This window comes from Acinetobacter sp. KS-LM10, assembly GCF_036896575.1.
GTDB lineage: Bacteria > Pseudomonadota > Gammaproteobacteria > Pseudomonadales > Moraxellaceae > Acinetobacter > Acinetobacter avistercoris.
Genome location: NZ_CP145906.1, coordinates 2,151,959 through 2,173,715 on the forward strand (window position 1 = coordinate 2,151,959; position 21,757 = coordinate 2,173,715).

At 38.7% G+C, this 21,757-nt stretch carries 17 protein-coding genes; 6 read left to right on the top strand and 11 right to left on the bottom strand.

From position 1 onward, the window contains the following. Positions 1-123: 123 nt before the first annotated feature. On the bottom strand, positions 124-1,656 hold the full coding sequence (locus V5M36_RS09845; protein WP_338558442.1) for a pyridoxal phosphate-dependent decarboxylase family protein: 1,533 nt from the start codon (positions 1,654-1,656) through the stop codon (positions 124-126). Continuing rightward, positions 1,656-3,029 carry a diaminobutyrate--2-oxoglutarate transaminase gene (locus V5M36_RS09850; protein ID WP_338558445.1) on the bottom strand — a complete coding sequence of 458 codons (1,374 nt, stop codon included), beginning with the start codon at positions 3,027-3,029 and terminating at the stop codon, positions 1,656-1,658. The genes V5M36_RS09845 and V5M36_RS09850 overlap by 1 nt, the downstream gene beginning before the upstream one ends. Before the next feature lie 470 nt (positions 3,030-3,499). Here V5M36_RS09850 and V5M36_RS09855 point away from each other — a divergent pair, with 470 nt between their 5' ends. Next, positions 3,500-4,204: an SIMPL domain-containing protein gene (locus V5M36_RS09855; RefSeq protein ID WP_338558448.1), complete on the top strand. Its 705-nt coding sequence runs from the start codon at positions 3,500-3,502 to the stop codon at positions 4,202-4,204. A 362-nt stretch (positions 4,205-4,566) separates the two neighbouring features. Here the strand turns inward: V5M36_RS09855 and V5M36_RS09860 are convergent, their stop codons facing one another. Then, complete coding sequence (locus V5M36_RS09860; RefSeq protein ID WP_338558451.1) at positions 4,567-5,661, bottom strand: fatty acid desaturase family protein; 1,095 nt, start codon at positions 5,659-5,661, stop codon at positions 4,567-4,569. A 12-nt stretch (positions 5,662-5,673) separates the two neighbouring features. After that, positions 5,674-6,741 (bottom strand): ferredoxin reductase, encoded by a 1,068-nt coding sequence (locus V5M36_RS09865; RefSeq protein ID WP_338558454.1) that lies wholly within the window; start codon positions 6,739-6,741, stop codon positions 5,674-5,676. A 151-nt stretch (positions 6,742-6,892) separates the two neighbouring features. On the opposite strand from V5M36_RS09865, the gene fabR reads away from it, so the two are divergent. Then, a complete protein-coding gene (gene fabR / locus V5M36_RS09870; protein ID WP_338558457.1) occupies positions 6,893-7,588 on the top strand; it encodes an HTH-type transcriptional repressor FabR in 696 nt (231 codons plus the stop codon). 122 nt (positions 7,589-7,710) lie between these two features. On the opposite strand, the gene V5M36_RS09875 is transcribed toward fabR, so the two are convergent. Continuing rightward, a complete protein-coding gene (locus V5M36_RS09875; protein ID WP_338558460.1) occupies positions 7,711-9,417 on the bottom strand; it encodes an AMP-binding protein in 1,707 nt (568 codons plus the stop codon). A gap of 318 nt (positions 9,418-9,735) precedes the next feature. Between V5M36_RS09875 and V5M36_RS09880 the strand changes: the two genes are divergently transcribed. Together V5M36_RS09880 and V5M36_RS09885 are read left to right on the top strand one after the other, a co-directional pair. Beyond that, the gene (locus tag V5M36_RS09880; RefSeq protein WP_338558462.1) at positions 9,736-10,938 is read left to right on the top strand and encodes an iron-containing alcohol dehydrogenase; all 1,203 of its coding nucleotides are present in this window, start codon (positions 9,736-9,738) and stop codon (positions 10,936-10,938) included. A 63-nt stretch (positions 10,939-11,001) separates the two neighbouring features. After that, complete coding sequence (locus V5M36_RS09885; protein WP_338558464.1) at positions 11,002-11,805, top strand: enoyl-CoA hydratase-related protein; 804 nt, start codon at positions 11,002-11,004, stop codon at positions 11,803-11,805. A gap of 139 nt (positions 11,806-11,944) precedes the next feature. Here the strand turns inward: V5M36_RS09885 and rapA are convergent, their stop codons facing one another. Both rapA and V5M36_RS09895 read right to left on the bottom strand, forming a co-directional pair. Next, complete coding sequence (gene rapA, locus V5M36_RS09890) at positions 11,945-14,773, bottom strand: RNA polymerase-associated protein RapA (protein WP_338558466.1); 2,829 nt, start codon at positions 14,771-14,773, stop codon at positions 11,945-11,947. Positions 14,774-15,002: 229 nt separating this feature from the next. Further along, positions 15,003-15,647 (bottom strand): RluA family pseudouridine synthase, encoded by a 645-nt coding sequence (locus tag V5M36_RS09895; RefSeq protein ID WP_338558468.1) that lies wholly within the window; start codon positions 15,645-15,647, stop codon positions 15,003-15,005. A 292-nt stretch (positions 15,648-15,939) separates the two neighbouring features. Between V5M36_RS09895 and V5M36_RS09900 the strand changes: the two genes are divergently transcribed. Next, positions 15,940-16,635, top strand: a complete 696-nt coding sequence (locus tag V5M36_RS09900; protein ID WP_338558470.1) for a hypothetical protein — start codon at positions 15,940-15,942, stop codon at positions 16,633-16,635. Positions 16,636-16,966: 331 nt separating this feature from the next. On the opposite strand, the gene V5M36_RS09905 is transcribed toward V5M36_RS09900, so the two are convergent. The 4 genes from V5M36_RS09905 to V5M36_RS09920 all read right to left on the bottom strand — a co-directional run bounded on the left by V5M36_RS09905 (position 16,967) and on the right by V5M36_RS09920 (position 20,030). Beyond that, positions 16,967-17,383: a GlcG/HbpS family heme-binding protein gene (locus tag V5M36_RS09905; protein ID WP_338558472.1), complete on the bottom strand. Its 417-nt coding sequence runs from the start codon at positions 17,381-17,383 to the stop codon at positions 16,967-16,969. A gap of 106 nt (positions 17,384-17,489) precedes the next feature. Then, positions 17,490-18,785, bottom strand: coding sequence for a glutamate-1-semialdehyde 2,1-aminomutase (hemL, locus tag V5M36_RS09910; protein WP_338558474.1), 1,296 nt, complete (start codon positions 18,783-18,785; stop codon positions 17,490-17,492). A 105-nt stretch (positions 18,786-18,890) separates the two neighbouring features. Further along, a complete protein-coding gene (thiE, locus tag V5M36_RS09915) occupies positions 18,891-19,511 on the bottom strand; it encodes a thiamine phosphate synthase (protein WP_338558476.1) in 621 nt (206 codons plus the stop codon). A gap of 135 nt (positions 19,512-19,646) precedes the next feature. Beyond that, positions 19,647-20,030 (bottom strand): DUF962 domain-containing protein, encoded by a 384-nt coding sequence (locus V5M36_RS09920; RefSeq protein ID WP_338558479.1) that lies wholly within the window; start codon positions 20,028-20,030, stop codon positions 19,647-19,649. A 249-nt stretch (positions 20,031-20,279) separates the two neighbouring features. Between V5M36_RS09920 and V5M36_RS09925 the strand changes: the two genes are divergently transcribed. After that, complete coding sequence (locus tag V5M36_RS09925) at positions 20,280-21,740, top strand: CYTH domain-containing protein (protein WP_338558482.1); 1,461 nt, start codon at positions 20,280-20,282, stop codon at positions 21,738-21,740. Positions 21,741-21,757: the final 17 nt, after the last annotated feature.

A 21,757-nucleotide genomic window follows, 5' to 3' on the forward strand; every position in this document is an offset into this window, starting at 1 on the left:
CTTATAACCAGTTAATTTTTAAATGTTCCGATCATTTATTATTCTCTTCATTTTATATTTTAATAATTTTGAAAATAAAAAAAAGGAGATCAAATGATCTCCTTTTTCTGTTTCAACAGCAGATTAATCTAATGTTGTCACGTAAGTACCATCCGCAATTGGACCTTTGATTCGATCAGCTTCTGCCAACACAAGGTTAAGCAGATTCTTCACGTTATCTAGTGTCGCAACAGGGCTTAATGTCGTCATTTTCAATGATTGATTTTGACCTACTTTGGTCACACCAATATTCGCTTCACCACGTGCAAACAATTCGTCTGCGACGTTTTGGTTAAGTGTATCCAATAATTCCACAGGATAACCTGCAGGAATCACACGGAACAATACTGAAGCAAACTGTGGATCTACCAGCATTTCAAGACCATCAGTTGCAGTAATATAATCTGCAACGTCACGTGTCAAACCAACACCATGGTCAATCATTGAACCGTAAAGCTCTTCGCCTAATGATTCAACAGTCATCCAAAGTTTCAACGCATCAAAACGACGCGTGGTTTGCAATGACTTCGACACAAGATTTGGCACACCATGTTCTTCATCATAAGCTGAGTTTAAATATTCAGCTTCATAATGCATGAAACGATAGTTTGCTTCATCTTTAAGTAAGAATGCACCACATGAAATCGTTTGGAAATAATGCTTATGGAAATCAAGTGTAATCGAGTCTGATAACTCAATACCATCCAACATCGAACGATAATCATTCGATAAAATCAGTGCACCACCCCATGCCGCGTCGATATGCATCCACGTGTCATATTGATTGGTGATTTCACGAATTTCTTTTAATGGATCGATTGCGCCTGCATCAGTTGTACCTGCAGTTGCAACAACACATGCCACGATCTTACCTTCAGACTGAAGGTGAGCCATGGTTTTCTCTAACGCATCGGTATCCATCTGTGCATTGTCGTTCACAGGAACAGTCACAACAGATTGGAAGCCCATTCCCATCATTGCCATGTTTTTTTGCACAGAGAAATGTGCGTTTTCAGAACAAATGACTTTAACGTTACGCATTGCTTCACTTGGCACGCCATCGCGCTGAACAGACCACGGATTACCGTTTTCGTCTTTCCAATTTTTCGCAATACACGCATCACGGGCAAGTAAGACGCCCATTAAGTTAGACTGTGTACCACCAGATGTGAATACACCAGCTTGACCTTTACCATAACCCACTTTTTGACGTAGCCAGTCAATTAACTGAACTTCCATCAAAGAACCCGCTGGGCTTTGATCCCATGAGTCCATAGATTGGTTGGTCGCATTAATCAACACTTCTGCGATTTGACTAGTGACCATGGTTGGGCAATGCAAATGCGCAAGAGAATGCGGATGATGTACTTTCAAGCTTTTGTTTAAGAATAGCTCAACCATACGATCCAATGCTTTTTGAACACCCAAACCTTCTTTTGAAGGATTAAATGAAATTTCACTGCGAAGCTCTTTGATGCTACCGCCAGTGTACATTTTATCGTTTTGCAACCATGCAGCTACAGCTTTTGTAGCCTCACCCATTGCTGACTCATAGTCAGCAATAGATGCAGCATCATTGCAGAGTAAAGCTTTACGATGTTCTGCAAAATCAACCATTACGCGCCTCGAACAGCAACAAGTGCTTCAGCAAGAGCTTTCTTAAAGCGTACAATGACTTCTACACATTCATCATGTGTAATAATCAATGGGCAAAGTAAACGAATCACTGTGCCGTTACGACCACCTTTTTCTAACAATAATTTGTTATCAAAACAAGCGGCTTGAATCGCTGCAGCCAATTGACCATCACCTGGTAATGAACCCATGTGATCTGCCGCTTGACGCTCGTCTACGATCTCAACACCCAACATTAAGCCACGCCCACGTACGTTTCCGATGCATGGGAACTCATTCGCCAATTTTTTCAATTCAGCTTGTAAGAAATCACCACGTTCAGTCGCGTTTTGTGCCAGATTTTCATCTTTAATGGTTTGGATCGTTGCAAGACCAGTACCCATTGCCAATTGGTTACCACGGAAAGTACCCGTATGACCTGCAGGTTGCCAAGCATCAAACTTACGTTTAATACCCAATACAGCAAGTGGCAAACTACCACCAACAGCTTTAGACATCACAACAACATCAGGCTCAATTCCTGCATGTTCGAAAGCAAACATTTTGCCCGAACGCGCAAAACCAGCTTGAACTTCATCAAGAATCAAAACGATATTGTGCTTTTCAGTCACTTCGCGGATTTTTTTCAACCATTTGGTTGGTGCTGTAACCACACCGCCTTCACCTTGAATCGCTTCAAGAATGACAGCCGCAGGCTTAGTCACACCACTTTCTACATCTTCAATGAAATTTTCAAAGAAATACGTTAACGCATCTACACCAGCTTCACCGCCAAGACCAAGCGGACAACGGTATTCATGCGGATATGGCATAAATTGTACGCCAGGCATTAAGCCATTTACCGCATTTTTAGCAGACAAATTACCTGTCATCGCTAAAGCGCCATGTGTCATGCCGTGGTAGCCACCTGAAAAACTGATCACAGTGTTGCGACCGGTATAGGTTTTAGCGAGTTTTATCGCTGCTTCTGTACCATCTGCACCAGATGGACCACAGAATTGCAAACAATATTCAGCCTTACCGCCAGGTAACTGCTCAAGAAGTGCTTCAGTAAAAGCATCTTTTAAAGGTGTTGTTAAATCCAAAGTATGCAACGGTAAACCGCTTGCAATCGTATCTTGGATACTTTGAATGACCGCAGGGTGATTATGGCCCAAAGCCAATGTCCCTGCCCCAGCTAAACAATCGAGGTACTCTGTACCTTCAACATCAGTAACCCAACAACCTAAAGCTTTTGCTATCGCCAATGGTAATTTACGTGGATAGCTACGAACATTGGATTCCATCTGACTTTGGCGAGTTAAATAGTATTCGTTAGTAGAATTAGGGGCAGGATTTACAGAAGAAACGCTCATATCGAATTACCATCTCTGATATGGGTTGAAAGAAATAAGTCGGGTGACTTGCGGTCCTTTGACTCGGTGCTTTATAGAATTTCCAGCTTGATAGTTTTAACGATCATTACTAGAGCGCGGATGATACCTAATTTTTCAGTAAAATAAAGGAATTTTAGAACTTTATACACGCTTAATTTCGTTAATCACTCACAATACTATCAAGCAGCAATCATTGTCATCTTACAATGTGACAAGAGAAAGAAAACAGTCCATTTCTAAATTTGTAACGTGAATCGCTAAATTAAAAACAAAATAGTTTATTTATAAAACCTAAATAACTGTTTTATATTGATAAAATAGCATATATTAAAGTTGTAAATTAAAGTGTTTTTTTACAATCAAACCACAAAATCTTCAGAATTTTCAGATTATTTAAATTTAAGATTTATCTATCCGATAAAAAATCTCTCAAAAGAATAGGAAACAAAATGAAGTACTCAACCCTACCCGTTTTGCTCGCTACGGCGCTTTTAAGTACCTCATTATTTGCTCGAGATGATAATCAGCTCAATTATAATGTGGTAAATTTACAAGCTGATGCGACTCGTCAAGTTTCTAATGATGAAATGCATGTCGTTTTGTTTGTCGAAAAAAGCCATAAACAGCCAACTGAGCTTTCTTCACAAATTACTCAACTTATGAATCAAGCCACAACAATTGCGAGTAAACACCCAAAAGTTAAAATCGAAACAGGTTCTCAAACCACTTATCCTGTCTATGACAACGACAATAAAAAGCTAAGAGAATGGCGTGGTCGTGCTGAAATTCGTTTAGAAAGTAAAGATTTTAAAGCAACCAGCCAATTGGTGAGTGAACTACAACAGTACTTCCAAACCGAATCAATTAATTTCGCTGTCTCTGATGACCAACGCAAAAAAGTTGTGAATGAGCTTATGGTTGAGGCATCTAAAAACTTTCAGCAACGTGCTCAAATACTCGCGCAGTCATGGCAAAAAACGAGCTACAACCTAGTCGATTTAAATATTAATACCAGTAACTCATATCCTCAACCTGTCATGATGCGCTCAAGCATGGCAAAATTTGCATCTCCTGAAGCTGACGCAGTTCAAAATGTGGCTGCGGGTGAATCTAAAATTACTGTAAATGCTAGCGGCTCAATCCAGTTTAAGTAAGACAAGAGATGATTGCTCTTCAAGTTTAAGAATTATTCTGAATTGTCTGTAAAATATTTACAGGCTTTTTTATGCTGACTTTAAGCTAATATTTTTCAGCTATATTTTATTTCAGTTATAGCCCATTTTTAAACGATATAAGTGCGACATAAAGATTTCTTAATATCTTCAAACATAATCAGAACGATTGTTTTAATCTCATTTTTTAGATGAATACTGTTTTCCAGACTCACTTTAAGAACATTAATTTTTAAGTTTAAGTCAATAAATTTGTTCTTAAAGCGAATAAGTTTGATCTTAATATTAAGAGTTTTGCTCATAAAAAAAGCCACTTTTTTAAGTGGCTTTCATTTTTATATTCATTATTTTTTAAATGGAAACGCATATTTCACAATACGACCCAAGACTTGTCCGTACTGTTTAAAGAGGCTCGCGTTGTTGTAGTTAATTCCATATTTTTCACATACAGCTTTAACCTTTGGTCCCATTTGGCGATAACGACGAGCTGGGATATCAGGATATAAGTGATGTTCAATTTGATGACTCAAGTGCCCAGTCAAAATATGAAATCCTTCTGAACCGGTTAAGTTTGAAGATCCACGAATTTGGCGCATGTACCAATGACCGCGACTTTCATTTTCCAACACCGATTTTGGAAACACTTCAACGTCTTTGGTAAAATGACCACAGAAAATAATACTAAAAGTCCAAATATTACGAATTCCATTCGCGACCAAGTTTCCTGCAAATACTGGTAGTGCAGCTGGACCTGCAATCAATGGGAAAAAGACATAGTCTTTAAACATCTGTTTAGACATTTTTTTGCCCATTGGTTTCCAACGGTCGCTAAACTCTTGTTTGCTCATGCGCCCTTTCAAATACTTACCAATTTCTAAGTTTTGAATTGCAACACCCCATTGGAAAAGTAAACAGAATGGAATGCTATATAAGGGTTGCAGCAAATAACCTTTTTTCCAACGTTGTTCTGGGAAGAGTCGAATGATGCCATAGCCAATATCATCATCCATCCCTTTAATATTGGTATAGGTATGATGCTTAAAGTTGTGGGTCTGACGCCAATCTTCTGAAGTTCCAACAATGTCCCACTCATAGGTGGTTCCTTTGAATTTCGGATCGTTCATCCAGTCATATTGACCGTGCATGACGTTATGTCCGAGTTCCATATTTTCCATGATTTTAGCGAAGCCTAACAGACCTGTACCCAAAACCCATGCTGGCGGAAACCAACCGGCAAATAAACATGCACGACCTACAATCGAGCTATATCGAATTGCAGCATAAACACGCTTTATATATTTTTCGTCTTTCTCACCAATATCATCAAGGACTTCTTGCTTGATGGCATCAAGTTCACGTGCAAGTTCGTCCAATTCATACTGGCTTAATTCACGATTTTTAGGATTCTTAAAATATTGTAACTTTACTGGCATATTCATAGAAATACTCGCTTAAAGATCAATTACTAAGTCAGTCTGAGCTGAATTGACGCAAATTTTTAATAGATTCCCTGGCTCTGTGTTCTCAGCACCATTCACGAGATTCTTGGTCGAGCCTTGTGCTTTGTGACATGCACATTTATTACACACACCCATACGACAGCCATGTTTAGGCATAATATTTTGCTGTTCAAGTGCAAGCAAAATAGACTGTCCTTTTGGAATCAGTACATTTTGATTGGATTTAGACAAGGTCACAGTGATAAAGCCAGTTTCATCATTTACGATTGGCGTTAAGCTAAATGCTTCGCTTTTTACTTCTTTCGCCTGTGCAAATACTTGTTCAGCAGTTGCCACAAATCCTGATGGACCACAGCTATATACCGTCATCTCAGCTAAATTTTCAACAAGCTGCTGATGTGCTGTATTAAGACGATCATCCATTGCCTCTTCTTGCGTGTAAAAAACATGCAATTTGAAGTTTGGATACTGTATCGCCCACTGCTCTAGCTCAGTTTTAAATGCAACATCATGCTGATTTTTAACCCAATACATCAATTGCACTGGCTTCTGCTCAATTTGCTTTGATTGCACCAAGGTTTTCAATAGGCTGTACATCGGTGTAATACCACTGCCCGCTGCCAACAATAGTAATGGCGCAGTATTTGATTGAATCAGCATATCTCCATACGGCACGCCAAACTCAATCACATCACCAATCTTTGATATTTCGCACAACCACGTGCTCACAATCCCTTTTTGAATCTTTTTTACAGTCAGCAAGACATGTGATTCATCTAGTTGCGTCAAGCTATATGTACGCTCATAACGTCGGCCGTCATGGGTGACAATCACAGGATGATGTTGCCCTGCTTGACCCATTTTAAAATTTTTATTGATTCGAATTTTAAGACTGACAGTATCTGATGCCGTTTCACTTTTTTCGACAATACGCCCAAGTGAATCATTCACCGACCAAATCGGATTTAATTTTTGAAGCCAAAAATCTGCAGCATTGGCATCAAATACAGATGACACAATTGAACCCAAAATAGTTTTTGGTTGCATAACAGCGTGCATATTTGGCTCACTAAAAATTGATTAAGAGTTATTATACACATGTATATATATTTGTATATATGCTTGTATCGTTACTTTGATAGATCAAATCATTCCACTTGCTGCACAGCGAGGCTATACTAAGACTATAAATCTATTAACTTGATTCTCTATGCGTCCATCTACTTTAGCGAACCCAGCCACTTTGACACAATCTGAGTCCACAACTGTATCAGTCCATGGAACAACTCGCTCTGTAGGTAGAAAAGCCACCATAAGCAAAGAAGAGCTTTTTCAAGCAGCATTAAATTTAATTGGTCCACAAAAAAGTATTGCTTCGCTTAGCTTACGTGAAGTAGCACGCGAAGCAGGCATCGCCCCGAATAGCTTTTATCGACATTTTAAAGACATCGATGAACTTGCCATTGAATTGATTGATCGATCTGCTGTTGTACTTCGACAAATTCTGCATGAAGCACGTCTAAAGGCATCTCAGCATTCGAGTATTATCAGAAGTTCAGTTGAAGTTTTTATTGAACAATTGGATGCAGATGAAGGAAATCTCAGCTTATTGTTAAGAGAAGGCTATACAGGTTCATCGTCTTATAAAGACGCCGTCGAAAAACAATTAAATTATTTCCAGCAAGAACTTCAGGAAGATTTAGTCCGTCTTGAAAGCGCCAATAACAGTAAAATGGCACATCCTGATTTAGCTGCAAAAGCCATTACTCAGCTGGTTTTTAATATGGGTGCAAAATTGCTGAATATGCCAAATGAAGACCGAAAGTTAGTGGCTGAACAAACGATGATGATGATTCGTATGATTTTAGAAGGTGCACGTCATATCGAAATGAAAAATTCTCGTTAAAAACGCTCTAGGACTTAGGTTACTTGCGTTTATTTTTAGTCAAAAAACCCTTTATTTTAGAATTAATAAAGGGTTTTCTGATTTACATACGCTCAATTATTCAAATACATTATAAAAATGATTTACTCCCAAACCACAACTTGGCTACGCTGAGCCCAAGCTTCAATATGCGGCTCATAACGTTCTTCAATTTTATTGCGCTTAATCTTCATGGTTGGCGTGAGTAGATCATTTTCCATCGTCCATAAATCATTAACGACCAAAAAGAAACTGATCTTTTCATGAGGTTCAAGTGTTTGATTAATGCTTTCTTTTAATTGTATAAGCTCTGCCTCAATTTCTTCACGATGATTATCCACTTTCAATTTATTACGAACATCTTCAGCCAACATCACAAATGCAACCGGTTGAGGATGACTTGCCCCACCAACACATACAGATTCGATCAGCGGATTTTCCCCAATTTTTTGTTCAATGGGCACAGGCATCACATATTTACCTTTAGCCGTTTTAAAAATATCTTTTACTCGTCCAGTAATTTTTAAACGACCTCGATCATCAATAATGCCAAGATCACCTGTACGTAGAAAATGATCAGCCGTGAGATCTTCAGCAGTTTTTTCTGGATTTTTATAATAACCCAACATCGTTCCTGGACTTTTAACCAAGATCTCACCATTTTCATCAATTTTACATTCTGCACCCGGCTGTACATGACCGACAAAGCCACTTAAATATTCACCCTGACGTGTGACATGAGAATAACCACAGTTCTCAGTCATTCCATAGACTTCAAGAAGCTCTAGCCCTAAGCTGCGATACCATTTAATGATATTGACGGGTAATGGCGCTGCACCTGTAAGCGCATAGCGAACATGATTTAATCCAAGTTTGGAGAGGAGTTTCTTTTTAATCAAATTTCCTAAAAATGGTATTTTAAAGAGTATATTTTGTTTTTTAGGAGAAATTTTATCATTCACACCCAAATAGAACTTTGTCCATAACCGTGGTACTGAGAAGAAAATAGTCGGTTTAGCACGATTCAAATCATCCACAAAGGTATCTAATGAATTTGCGAAATATACGGTCAGACCACAGATCATCGATGAGGCTTCAATGAAAATTCGTTCAGCCACATGAGCAAGCGGTAAATAAGATAACGCTCGATCGGACTCAGTCACTTTGAATGTGGTTTTTAATGCACTTGCTGGCGCCAACATCGTTTTAAAGCTTTGCATCACCCCTTTGGGTAAACCAGTACTTCCTGAAGTATAAATAATGGTTGCCAAATCATCTTGATGTGGAAGTTGAATGTTTTCTAAAGGCGTAGTTTCAACAATGATTGAATCCCATGTCGGTGCTTCAGCATAAGCTGGTGCAAGGGGTAATCTGATGCATGGCATATCTGTAGGAATAATTTCACGCACTTCATTCCAACTATCCCCAACACCATCCAATTTACCAATAAAAATCAGTTTGGTTTCACTATGCTCTAATACGTATTTGGTACCTTCAGCATTTAAAGTGGTATATAACGGTATAGAAACATGACCCGCCATCCAAATCGCTAAATCGGCCATAATCCAATGTGCGCTATTTTTACCATAAATCGCGATATGACTATGCGCAGGTAGATTTAATGACAGCAAATGATTAGCCATTGAACGTACTTGTTGACCAATCTCACCCCACGTATATGACAATACCTCTCCGCTCGGTAAAGGTTGGACAAAGTGTGTCTTATTCCTTTGTGTTTTTTCCCAATGCAACAAATAATGAATATGAGATTCTAGATATTCATTTTGATCTGTTAGCTGTCGTTCTTCCATGATGAATAAACTCCTTTTCATCTTTTAAAATTGAATCAATCTCTTTTTGCTTATTTTTTAACCACATCAATTGATAACATCATCTTTACTTAATTCATGTAAAAAAATCAAGCAAAATCATAAGATTATTTATATAGTTTAAAAAAATGAATGTAAGCTACTCTTTTTAAGAATATTTATTTTTCTTTAATAAAATTATGACTCTACATTGAAAGTATCATTGGCATTTTCTTATGAATGGAAAGAAGTTTGTCGCCAATGCAATCCTTCCGTGTTTAACCTATTAATATTTAAGTATCATGGATTGAGATTCAGCATATGGCAAAGATTGCCACCATTCTTCGTGCAAAAGCACAACTTTTAGCAGTAAAGGCTCTTACAGTTGCTTTACCTGTTAGTCATCCACTCGTTTTTGCTGGTAAAGACTCAACCTTTAGTCTTTGTTCCAATATTGCACAACTCGGCATGCAACATGTATTCATCGTGACTGATGCTGTCTTATTTGAATTAGGGTTAATTCAACCAATAGAAGCTCATCTTAAAAACAACGGAATCAAAGTCACTGTTTTCTCAGGTGTATTGCCAGATCCAACCTGCGAAATTGTCGAAAAAGGTTTAGATTTATTTCATCAATCAAAATGTGATTCTGTACTCGCTGTTGGTGGGGGTTCAACCATCGATACTGCGAAAGTTTTAGCGCTTGCCTCTGCCAACAATAAATCTCCACAACAATTGGTGGGTATTTTAAAAGCACGTCAATCTGCTACCCCGCTTTTTGTCATTCCAACAACAGCGGGGACAGGTTCAGAAGTGACTGTTGCCGCTGTGATCTCTGACAGCAAAACACATATTAAAAGTCTAGTGATTGACCCTAAAGTGGTGCCTTTAGCAACGGCTTTAGATCCTATCATCATGCAAGGCATGCCACCTTCGATTACTGCTGATACAGGAATTGATGCTTTAACCCATGCCATAGAATCTTGGACCAGTAAATTTTCAAATAAACAATCTGATTATTATGCATCCGCAGCCATGAAATTGATTTTAGATAATCTCGTTACGGCGTGGAAAGATGGAAATAATCTGGAAGCTCGAGAAGCGATGGCTTTAGGCTCACATTATGCGGGTTTAGCGATGAATTCTGCTGGTATCGGTTATGTTCATGCACTGGCACATCAACTAGGTACGCAGTATCAAATTCCACATGGTCGAGCAAACGCAATTATTCTGCCTTATGTGCTTGAGTTTAATCGTGACGCATCTGCAAAACGTTTCGCTGAAATAGCATATAAAATGAAGATTGCTCCTGTACACGTTTCAGAGCCACAAGCTACAAATATATTTATTAATAAAATTAGAGCTTTGCTGAAAGAAATTCAAATTAAAACCTCCGTGAAAGGTCTAGATCCCAAAGATTTCCCGCAGATGATTGAATCAGCCTTTAAGGAAGCTCACGGCATTTATGCTGTGCCAAAATATATGAGTTATCGCGATGCAGAAGGAATATTAAAACAGCTTTAAATATTCTGTTTATGGTAATTTGGATTTCATCATTTAGATACGCTGATTACAAGGATTGTAAATATGCTTCGATGCTTAGAGGATGTTCATCCACATTTAAATCTCAGTTTAGTACAAACTGTACTCACGATTGAGATTAATCGCCCAGAATGCAAAAATGCGTTGAATGGCGATCTTTATACGCTTATTACAGATGTTCTAAATGAAGCAGATACTAGCCCAGACGTTCGTGTGGTCATTCTCAGAGGAAATGCAACCGACTTTAGTTCAGGCAATGACCTCAAGTACTTCTTAATGCTTGCTGTTCAGACTCAAGAGAGTATTTCGCCTGGCTCAACACCACCTTTTCTATTTTTAAAAGCACTTGCTCAATTTTCAAAGCCAATCATTGCAGCTGTACGTGGTGTTGCGATTGGTGTAGGAGTTACGCTGTTATCACATTGTGATTTGGTTTATGCAGATCACAGTACCTCATTTCAACTCCCCTTTGTCAATTTAGGTCTGACTTTAGAAGGTGCTTCCAGCCTGCTTTTTTCACAGAAAGCGGGTTATCATCTTGCTGCTGAATTATTATTGACTGGGCAAAAATTTAATGCCGAGAAAGCGCTCAGTGCACGATTAATCAACGCGATTGTTGAAGATCCTTATACTTTTTCAACAGCGCAAGCACGAGAACTTGCCTTATTACCGACTGCATCCTTGCAAATTGTTAAATCACAAATGAAACATAATCTTCAACAAATTTTAACGTGTATAGATCATGAAGCTAAAATTGTGTGTCAACGTATTCAATCGCCTGAATTAATGGAAGCCATTTCGGCCTTTATGCAAAAAAGAAAACCTGATTTCAGCCAATTTAATACTTAAAAAGATAAAGTGATTTTTTCTATTAAAAACTGAGCATAAACACAGTAAATCCTAATCTGCTCTATACCTTACTCAATATAAATGTGACATATAAAAAAAGCACCCGAAGGTGCTTTTTAAATGCTTTGAAACAACAGTATCAAGGCTTAACCACCACCATCACACGAATCGCTTCAGGCGTCATCGTTAAACCATCCAACAAACCTAAACCTTCTTTTTGCAATTTTTGAAGACGTGAAATTTCATCTTCACGGATACTTGAGTTGAATTGTTTCAAGTAGCTTAAACGATCAATCTCATACTGCCATTTGTTGCCATAAATTTCTTTAGATTGTTGTTTCAAGTCAGGCAATACGCCTTTGGCAATATCTAAAGCTTGGTTATAACGCTCTTCAATCACGACACGACGCGCTTTGATCACTTGACGACAGCTATTGCCATCCAGATGATGTAAATACGGTTTTAAAATGTCTGGAGCAATCTTATTGGATAAATCCTGACCTTTTTCACTGAGTAATACGCGTATCAATTGTGTTGGTAAACTCGATGGAAGATTTAAAGCTTTCGGCGCTACGACACCTACTTTAAACCAAACTTCAACCAAGACAGAACCCTGCGGTAATGCAGCAGATTTTAATACGGAAACATTGGTACTACCGAAAGATTGCGTATTAATGATTTCCATCACGCTTTCAGTAAATGGATGTTCCAGCGTAATGTACTCAGCATCGTCACGAATTTGTGCTTGATCACGATAGAACGTCAATGTCATTCCATCTTCATCCAGCGGTAAACCTTGAACTTGCATTTGTTCAGTCGGTTTAATAATCACCGTACCATTACTTTGCTCATCAAAATCAATATTGGTTGATGCCATAAAACGCTTCATGAACATTGGCAACAAAGTGTTGTCGTCATATTCTTCAAGCGCTTGAACAATTTCTTGAGCCACAACAGGACGACAAGAGTTGTATTCAAGTAAACGGTCACGGCCTGCTTGCAATTCATTTTCAAGCGCTTGACGTTGAACATTCACAGCTTCAAGCAAATCTTCAAATTGCTGACCCAAATCCGCCAATAGACAGCCTTTCAAGTCCATGATGAAATTTTCTTGAAGTGTTTGCGCTGTAGGCGAAATATTACTGAAAATATTCAATGCTTCGTTATACCAACGGAACATACGCTCTTGAGCTGTACCCAATAAATAAGGCACATGAATTTGAATACGGTTTTCTTGACCAATACGATCTAAACGACCAATACGTTGTTCTAAAATATCTGGATTAGAAGGTAAATCGAATAAAATCAGATCTGAAGCAAACTGGAAGTTACGGCCTTCTGAACCAATCTCAGAACACAGTAAAATTTGTGCGCCATACGAATCTTCTGCAAAATACGCAGCCGCTTGGTCACGCTCCAACAAGCTCATACCTTCATGGAACATTGCAGTTCGAATACCCGCATGAATACGTAGTGCACTTTCTAAAGCTTCAACGACTGGACCACTGCGCGCAATAAGCAATACTTTCTTGTGTTTTAACTGTGTGCGTAGCATTTCCATAATCCACGATATACGCGGATCATTTTCCATCCAAGCACCATCTAACTGTGCTTCTTCAGGCCACATTTGTTCACGTAATTTTCCGTCTTTAGACCAATGTTCTGGCGCTTGCAACGGCGCAGGCTGACAGTCACGACCTGGAAAACCTTGAATCGCTTCACGCGTATTACGGAACAATACACGTCCCGTACCATGACGGTCTAAAAGCTCATGAATTGCGCGGAAACGTTGTTCTGGCTCATCTTCAACTTTATGACCCAATAACTGTTCAATTGCTTCAAAATGCTCAGCTTCAAGAGGAAAATCTGACATTAGAACTTCAGCAATTTTAGCCGTATGCTGATATTTTTCTTCTTCATCCAAGAAGCGCTCAAGTGAACTAAAGCGCTGCGGATCCAATAAACGTAAACGAGCAAAATGGCTTTCAACACCCAACTGTTCTGGCGTTGCAGTCAACAGCAATACACCTGCAGTTTTTTCAGCCAGTTCTTCAATCAGGTCATAACGGTCATTACCGCCTTCTTCTTCAGACCACATGAGATGATGCGCTTCGTCAACCACCAATAAATCAAAGCCTGCCTCTACCGCTTGTTCACGCAAATCATCATGGTCGATCATCAAATCAACAGATGCGATAATACATTGCTCAGTTAGGAACGGGTTTTGCTCTGGATCATGTTCTTTTATAGAAGCAGTACGGGTCAAATCGAATAATGAGAAATTCAAATTGAAACGGCGACGCATTTCAATCATCCACTGATATTGCAAAGAATCAGGCACCAAAATCAGAATACGTTCTGAACGCCCTGTTTTCAGTTGCTGGTGAATAATCAATCCTGCTTCAATGGTTTTACCTAAACCCACTTCATCTGCAAGCAAAACACGTGGGGCAAAACGTTTACCCACTTCATGCGCGATATAGAGCTGATGTGGAATCAAACCGACACGTGAGCCGATCATGCCGCGTAGAGGGCTATTTTGCATATTGGCTTGCATCTGCATCGCTTCAATACGCAAGTCATACCATTCTTTATAATCAATTTGGCTAGCAAGAAGACGATCTAGAGGCTTAGACAGTTGAATCGTTGCACCCAATCGCGTTTCATTTAATGCTTTGCGTTCTTCGGTGCCATCTTCTAAAGTTCGAATTACGTTATAACGAATCACATCATTACGTTCTTCAAAAGACTCAACTTTCCAAGTCACGCCTTCTTGATCTAGAAGCTCATCATTTACGTTAAAAACAATTCGAGATAGTGGTGCGTTGTTGCGTGCATAAACGCGTGTTTCATCACTTTTTGGAAATAAAATACTGATTGATCGTTCATCAACATCAATCAATACACCTAAACCAAGTTCTGTTTCTGTATCTGATAACCAACGTTGACCAATAGCAAATTGCTGCAATTTCTTCCACCTTATCTCAAGTTAGGACTGAAAAACCAAAGCTCAATCAGGAGAATATTTGAGCAAAGTTTAACGTCTTTAAGCAATATATTTTGACACAAAGCCCACCAAAAAGTGAGCATAATTTAAGAATGATTAACTTTTAATCAAGTGATTGAGTTTTTGTGTGGAAAATTCAATCCAGATTCGATTATATCCACTCTCTCCATCATCAAAATTTAAACGAAAATCAAAAAGGCACTGGACTATTAAAATCCATACGCTCTTCAGTAATAGGATGATAAAAACTCAATTGCTCTGCGTGTAAACAAAGACGAGGCATGAGGCTCTGATGTTCTGGACTTGCGTATAGGGTATCACCGACGATGGGATGTCCCAAATATTGCATGTGAACGCGTAGTTGATGTGCTCGACCAGTAATAGGCGTTAGTTTTACCCGTGTCACTATTTGATCTTGAATTTGGAATTGCTCCATAACCTGCCAATGTGTAAGCGCAACTTTGTTATGCTCAGGATCAACAATATGTAATGGAGGACGTGTTGGATCATAAACCACAGGAATATCGACAGTACCTTCGCCTTCTAACTGCCCGACGACCAAGGCTTGATAGGTTTTATCTGTCTGTCTTTCTTGAAATTGTCTTGAAATTGATTTTTGACCCGCTTTTGATAGGCCAAAGACTAAAATACCCGAGGTATCCCGATCTAAACGATGGATGAGCAGTGTTCGACGTTCTTCTTTGAGTAACCGATTGATGGCACAGTCTTGTAAGTCTTCCGTCTTTCCGGGGACTGAAAGCAGACCAGCAGGTTTATGAATAACCATGAAATCTTTGTCACGATAAATCAGGTGCTCTTTTAGAAAGTTACTCAAAGTTCAATTCCTAGCAGATCGTGAAAATAGGCAGCAATGATAGAAAGCTTAGCATTAAATTTCAATGTAAAATGAGAAAAACTTATAAGTTTTATTCAGAAAATAACGATTAAGATGATTTTATTATTTTGACTTATCCAAAGCATCAAATGAACAATAAAGTGAATCGATCTAGTTTTGAACATTCAGCTTTAAAACATGGCTTAAAGCTGTATTATATTTAGACAAATTGTTATTCATCCAAACTGAATACAAAAAGATAAAATATAACAATATAGAATGAGTATTCTTCATGATCAAAAAATCACTGCAAATCTCTAGCATCTTATTAAGTTGCGTACTTTTAAATGCCTGTGCTACACGTACATTAATAGAAAAAGATAAAGGAAGTCGTACCACCACCCATCAAATTAATTTAATCAATGACACCGTTATTGCTTTTGGAAAACCAGCATATGCAGTCAACAACCTTCCCAATGACAGCATTGTGATCATTGGCGAGCGTCATAGTTATGTGCTGACGCAAGGTGGTACTCGATTTACGACAATTATTTCTTCGCTAGATCCCAAGAATATTGAAATCACACGCTCATTGGCTTTTCTGTCTGAGAAAAATGATGGTCATTTTAGCGGATTATTACCCATCACCTATACCAAACTGAGTGAAGATGTCACCAAAGCCGATCGTCAATTTTTTATCCAAAATAGTGCTAGAGAATGTACATCGTCTAGTGACCAGCGTTTGAAAGCCCAACGCTTTTGTTTTGATATAAAACTTGAAGGTGTTGTTTATCCGCAGGCTAGAAACACTCAATCTCTTACAGCACTGAGTAAACCCTATGAAGTGCGGATCTATACCAATCAATACAGTAAAGAGTATTCAAAAAATTCATCTACAGCTGCCCAGAAACTGGTTCTATTACCGTTTGCAGTCGGCTTTGATGTGGTGACTCTGCCCTTCCAAGCGATAGCTAAAATTTTCGACTAAACTTGAAAAGCACTGTTTTATAAATCTGTATTGTCAGATTTAGGATTTAGGATTTAGGATTTAGGATTTAGGATACTAAACGAATGGTCTTAAATTAATGATCTTCAAGTCTTAATCGCAAATACTCAGCTTAAAGAGAAGACTCACCTCACCTAGATGATTAAGATTTTTTCTATTTAAATCATTGAGATTAGATGTTTGATCTTAATCTCAATGATTTTATACGCTTTGCGGTTAAATCTTTAACTACGATCCGCAATTAAAACTTTCATTAACAATGAATATTAAAAATATTTATTTAAAACAATGGCCTAAATCGAGAATTAGAAGGTTAATCTGCAAGTGCCAAGAAGACTTGAATCGCATGTTGTGCAATTTCAGCATCCTCATGCGATTTAACACCTGAAACACCCAATGCCCCAACCAAGTGATCTTTATAGATAATCGGTTCAGCTCCTTCAAGCATGCCCGAAAAAGACGAGACCGTTAAAAAACCCAATTGACCGTCTTTAATTAATTCCTCAAGAATTTGTGAGGGTAAACGACTCAGCGCAGAACATTTTGCTTTTTCGACAGCCAAATTAGCCGTCATTGGCGCGGCGCCATCCATACGTTTCATCGCCAATAAAGTACCTGACTCATCAACCACCGCAATACTGACATTGAATTTCTGATCAATGGCGTATTGATGCGCACGAGTAAGTAAGAATTCAGCATCTTCCAAAGTTAAATAGTGTTTGGTTTTCATTTCTCGTGTATTTCCCTGAATTTTATACTCGACACATTCTTCATCAAACAAAGCCCACAGCACGTATGCTGTGGGCTTATATTAATAGATTTTTATCCTAAATCTATTAGAGAGTCGCAAAAACTTCTTTAGCTGCTTGAATTGTATACACAATATCTTCATCAGAATGCGCACTTGAGAAGAATCCCGCTTCAAATGCAGAAGGCGCAAGGTTCACACCACGTTGCAACATGCCATGGAAGAACAAACGGAATTTATCAACATCACATTTCAAAATAGAATCAAATCCAGTGATTTCTTTTTGATCTGTGAAGTACAGACCGAACATTCCACCCACTTGTTGCGTATAAAAAGGGACGCCTGCTTCGTCTGCTGCTGCTTGTAAGCCAGTGAGCAAGGTCGTAAGTTTAGCCGTTAAGTTTTCATAGAAACCTTCAGCACGTAAATGCTTAAACATTTCAATACCTGCACGCATCGCGAGAGGATTACCTGACAATGTTCCCGCTTGATATACCTTACCGAGTGGAGCGATACATTCCATGACTTCGCGTTTACCACCAAATGCACCCACTGGCAGACCTGCGCCAATGATTTTACCTAGTGTGGTTAAATCAGGTGTCACACCATAGTGTGCTTGTGCGCCACCCAGTCCAACACGGAAACCTGTCATCACTTCATCAATAATGAAAACTGAACCATATTCGTCACAAACATCACGAATTACTTGTAAGAAGCCATCAATAGGTTTAACCAAGTTCATGTTGCCCGCAACAGGCTCAACAATCACCCCTGCAATTTCAGAACCGAACTTCGCAAAACACGCTTTAAGCATCTCAATATCATTATATGGAAGCGTTAAAGTGTGCTTGGCAAAATCTGCTGGAACACCTGCAGAAGTGGCTTCACCTTCGCCACTGGTCAATAAACCAGAACCTGCTTTCACTAATAACGAGTCTGAATGACCGTGATAGTTTCCTTCAAATTTGACAATTTTGTCACGACCCGTATAACCACGCGCTAAACGAATGGCGGTCATTGTCGCTTCAGTTCCCGAGTTGGTCATACGAACTAACTCGATAGACGGCATAATTTCACAAATGATATCTGCCAATGTCGTTTCATGAACAGTCGGTGCACCAAAACTCAAACCATCAACAGCCGCCTCTTGCACCGCTTTGATAATTGCAGGATGTGCATGACCTAAGATCATCGGCCCCCATGAACCAACGTAGTCAACATAGCGTTTACCATCAACATCATATAAGTAAGCGCCTTTGGCTTTTTCAATAAAAACAGGCGTACCACCCACGCCATTGAAAGCACGTACAGGTGAATTCACACCACCTGGAATGTGTTTGCTGGCTTGTTTAAACAATTGTTCTTGCTTAGCAGATAAAGTCATGGAGATTCTCAACTCAAAAATTTAAATGATTTAAAACAAAAAAAGCACTTGCGTTTTTTCAGCAAAATTCAATCTTTTCAGAAATTTTTAGGTCTTCTTATAACCTTATGCCTTTTCAGCGAATAACTCAGACCAGTCATAGACTCGTTGAGCAACCACTGACATTGAACCACCCAATACATCACTGATCACCGCACAGAGATCAGCACCCGCTTCAATCACCACGCCCGAATTTTCTACCGTCAAACCACCAATGGCACAAATAGGAACATTCAGTTTTTCTTTAGCGAGCTTAAGGATGTTGAGCCCGATATTTCCCGCTTCAGGTTTGCTCTCTGTTGCATAGATTGCACCGAAAGCCACATAATTAGCACCATCTGCAATGGCTTGCTCTGCGAGTTCTATAGAGTTATTGCAACTACGACCGATCAAAACATTTTTTGGCAGACGAGCGACAGCTTCTACAATTGAACCATCGCCTTGACCCAAGTGCACACCAACGCCATATTGCACTGCCGTTTCTAAGTCATCATTGATCACAAAAGGAACGTTGTATTGATTACACATGTTTTTCATGTATTCAATTTCGTAAGCTTGATTTTCTTTCGCCACGTTCTTACGACGATATTGAAGTACTGCGACTTCATAAGTCGCCATTGCCCCTTCAAGTTTGGCCAATAGAAGCTCAATCGGATCATCATTGGTAATTAAATAAAGACCGCGCATATATCTCTAACCTAAAGCAAATTAGTTTGATTATATGACAAAGCTCTGCAAGGGCGCAGACGTATCTGAAAAGAAAAACAAAAAGCCTAGCATAAAATAGGCTCTTTAGAAGGTATTGTTCAATCCTGCGACAGATTAGCGATCTATTTTGTCGTACTTTCGATCTTTCAAACTAAGATTTCCACGCAGAATATCCGACAACATACGCCAATCTGAAATGAAACTGTATAAGGGCTGTTTAAAACTCGCAGGTTTATTCTTTTCAAAGATGAAATGCCCTACCCATGCACATGCGTAGCCCGATAAAAGTCCGTAAACCAAATATTTGGGTTTACGTTGACGAATAGCTTTAGTAAAAAAATAAATTCCGACACTACTGCCCGCTGCATGTAAGCGACGGCTGACAATATTGCGATGTTCGGTTAAATAGAAACGATAAAACTCTGAATAATTTTGAATAGGTAATTTAAATTCATGCGATTGGTTTAAATCTAGCTTGTGTTTAACTTGAGCATTCATGACAACAACATCCTGTTCGTTTTTCCATCACATTAATTCAATTCCATCCCAAAGAAAAGAGCATTATGTTAAGCAAACAAAGAAGCAGCATTCACAAAGATTTCATCATTTTTAGATTAGCTTCATTTTATATGCTTTGAATCAGTTACAATCTGACTGAAATATTGAATGAATTTCTCTCTTTTTCATTCAGTTTGGTCACTCACTGAGTCGATCTTTTATAGAAAAATATGCTTTTAGGATTAAACAATGATTGAAGTTGAATTGAAATTTCAAATTCCAGAAACTCGCCGAAATGCTTTACTTAAAGCAGTCGACCCTAAAAAATCCGAAATTATTCAACTTCAAGCAAAATACTATGACACTGCTGAACGCACCCTGTCTCAACATGGTATTGCATTACGTCAACGTTTAGAAGGTACGCGCTGGATACAGACACTTAAAGCTGCAGGTCAAAGCCACTTGCACCGTTTCGAAGATAATCATGACTTAGGTGAGTTAGAACAAGCACCGCAGTTGGATTTATCCATTTATGCGCAGAAACCTGAAGCAGAGGCAATACTCAAAAAAGTATTGGGAAACAATTTCGATGCTTTACAACTTCAGTTTGAAACGGATATTCAACGTACCTTACGTGTCATTGAATTTGAACATGCCCAAATCGAAGTCTGTGTTGACGTTGGCGTAGTAAAAACCGATACAAAACAACAAGAAATTCATGAAGTCGAATTTGAGTTGAAAGCCGGTTCAGTTGAATCTCTTTTAGCATTCAGTTCTGAATGGGTCAAAAAGTATCAACTTTGGCTCGATGTGCGCAGTAAAGCTGAGTTTGGAAACTTACTGGTACTTGATCTCCAAGTCAGTCCTGCCGTTCAGGAAAATGAAATCATTCTGGCCAAAAAAGAAAGCGCTGAAAAAAGTATTCGCCATTTGATTGCTCATCATATGCAACATTTATTGCCCAATATTGCCGCCATTTCAGCTCAAGTTTCTGAAAAAGAGCATATTGAACAGGCCCATACGGCGCTGAATCATTTGTATTTAACTTTATTTATTTTTAAAGATTGGACGTCAAAAGGTGTAGATAAATGGGCGAGTCAATTATTAGCCTTTAAAAATCACTTTGAGAATCTTAAGCATTTTGAGCATATGCAAAGTACTTTAGGTGCACTTTTACAAAACCCTAAAACAGCTGAAAGTTTGAGTAAAGATGTTCTATATGCTCAAGAAAAACTGAATAATTTAGTGAAATCTACACAAAATGTTCAGCACTATTTAGAGCTGTTAATGTTTAGCTTGGGTGCTTCCAAAAAAGTACAAAGTCAAGATTTGAAATGGTACGCACAGAGCACCTTACAAAATCAGTATAAGACCTTGCAAGAAGCTTTAAGTAGTGCAGATCTCACAGATTTTGAAAGTTTAGATACGCTGGCGCTACGTTTAAGTGAACTCAAGTTTAGCTTTCCAATTTTGACGCAAATTTTTGATGTTAAGAACTTACAGAAATATGGCAAAGCGTTAAATGATGCTCAACACGCTGCTGAACAATATCAAATTTTGGCAGCATCAGCATCCTATTTACAGCAAACTGAATTGGAAGCAAGTGACTGGTTTGCTTTAGGCTGGCTCACTGCTAAGCAAGAAGTCTATGCAGAAAAACTTTTGGAAGCGACTGAACAGTTCTTGGTGAGTCGTAAGTTTTTAAAATAATGTGCGCTGAAAAAATT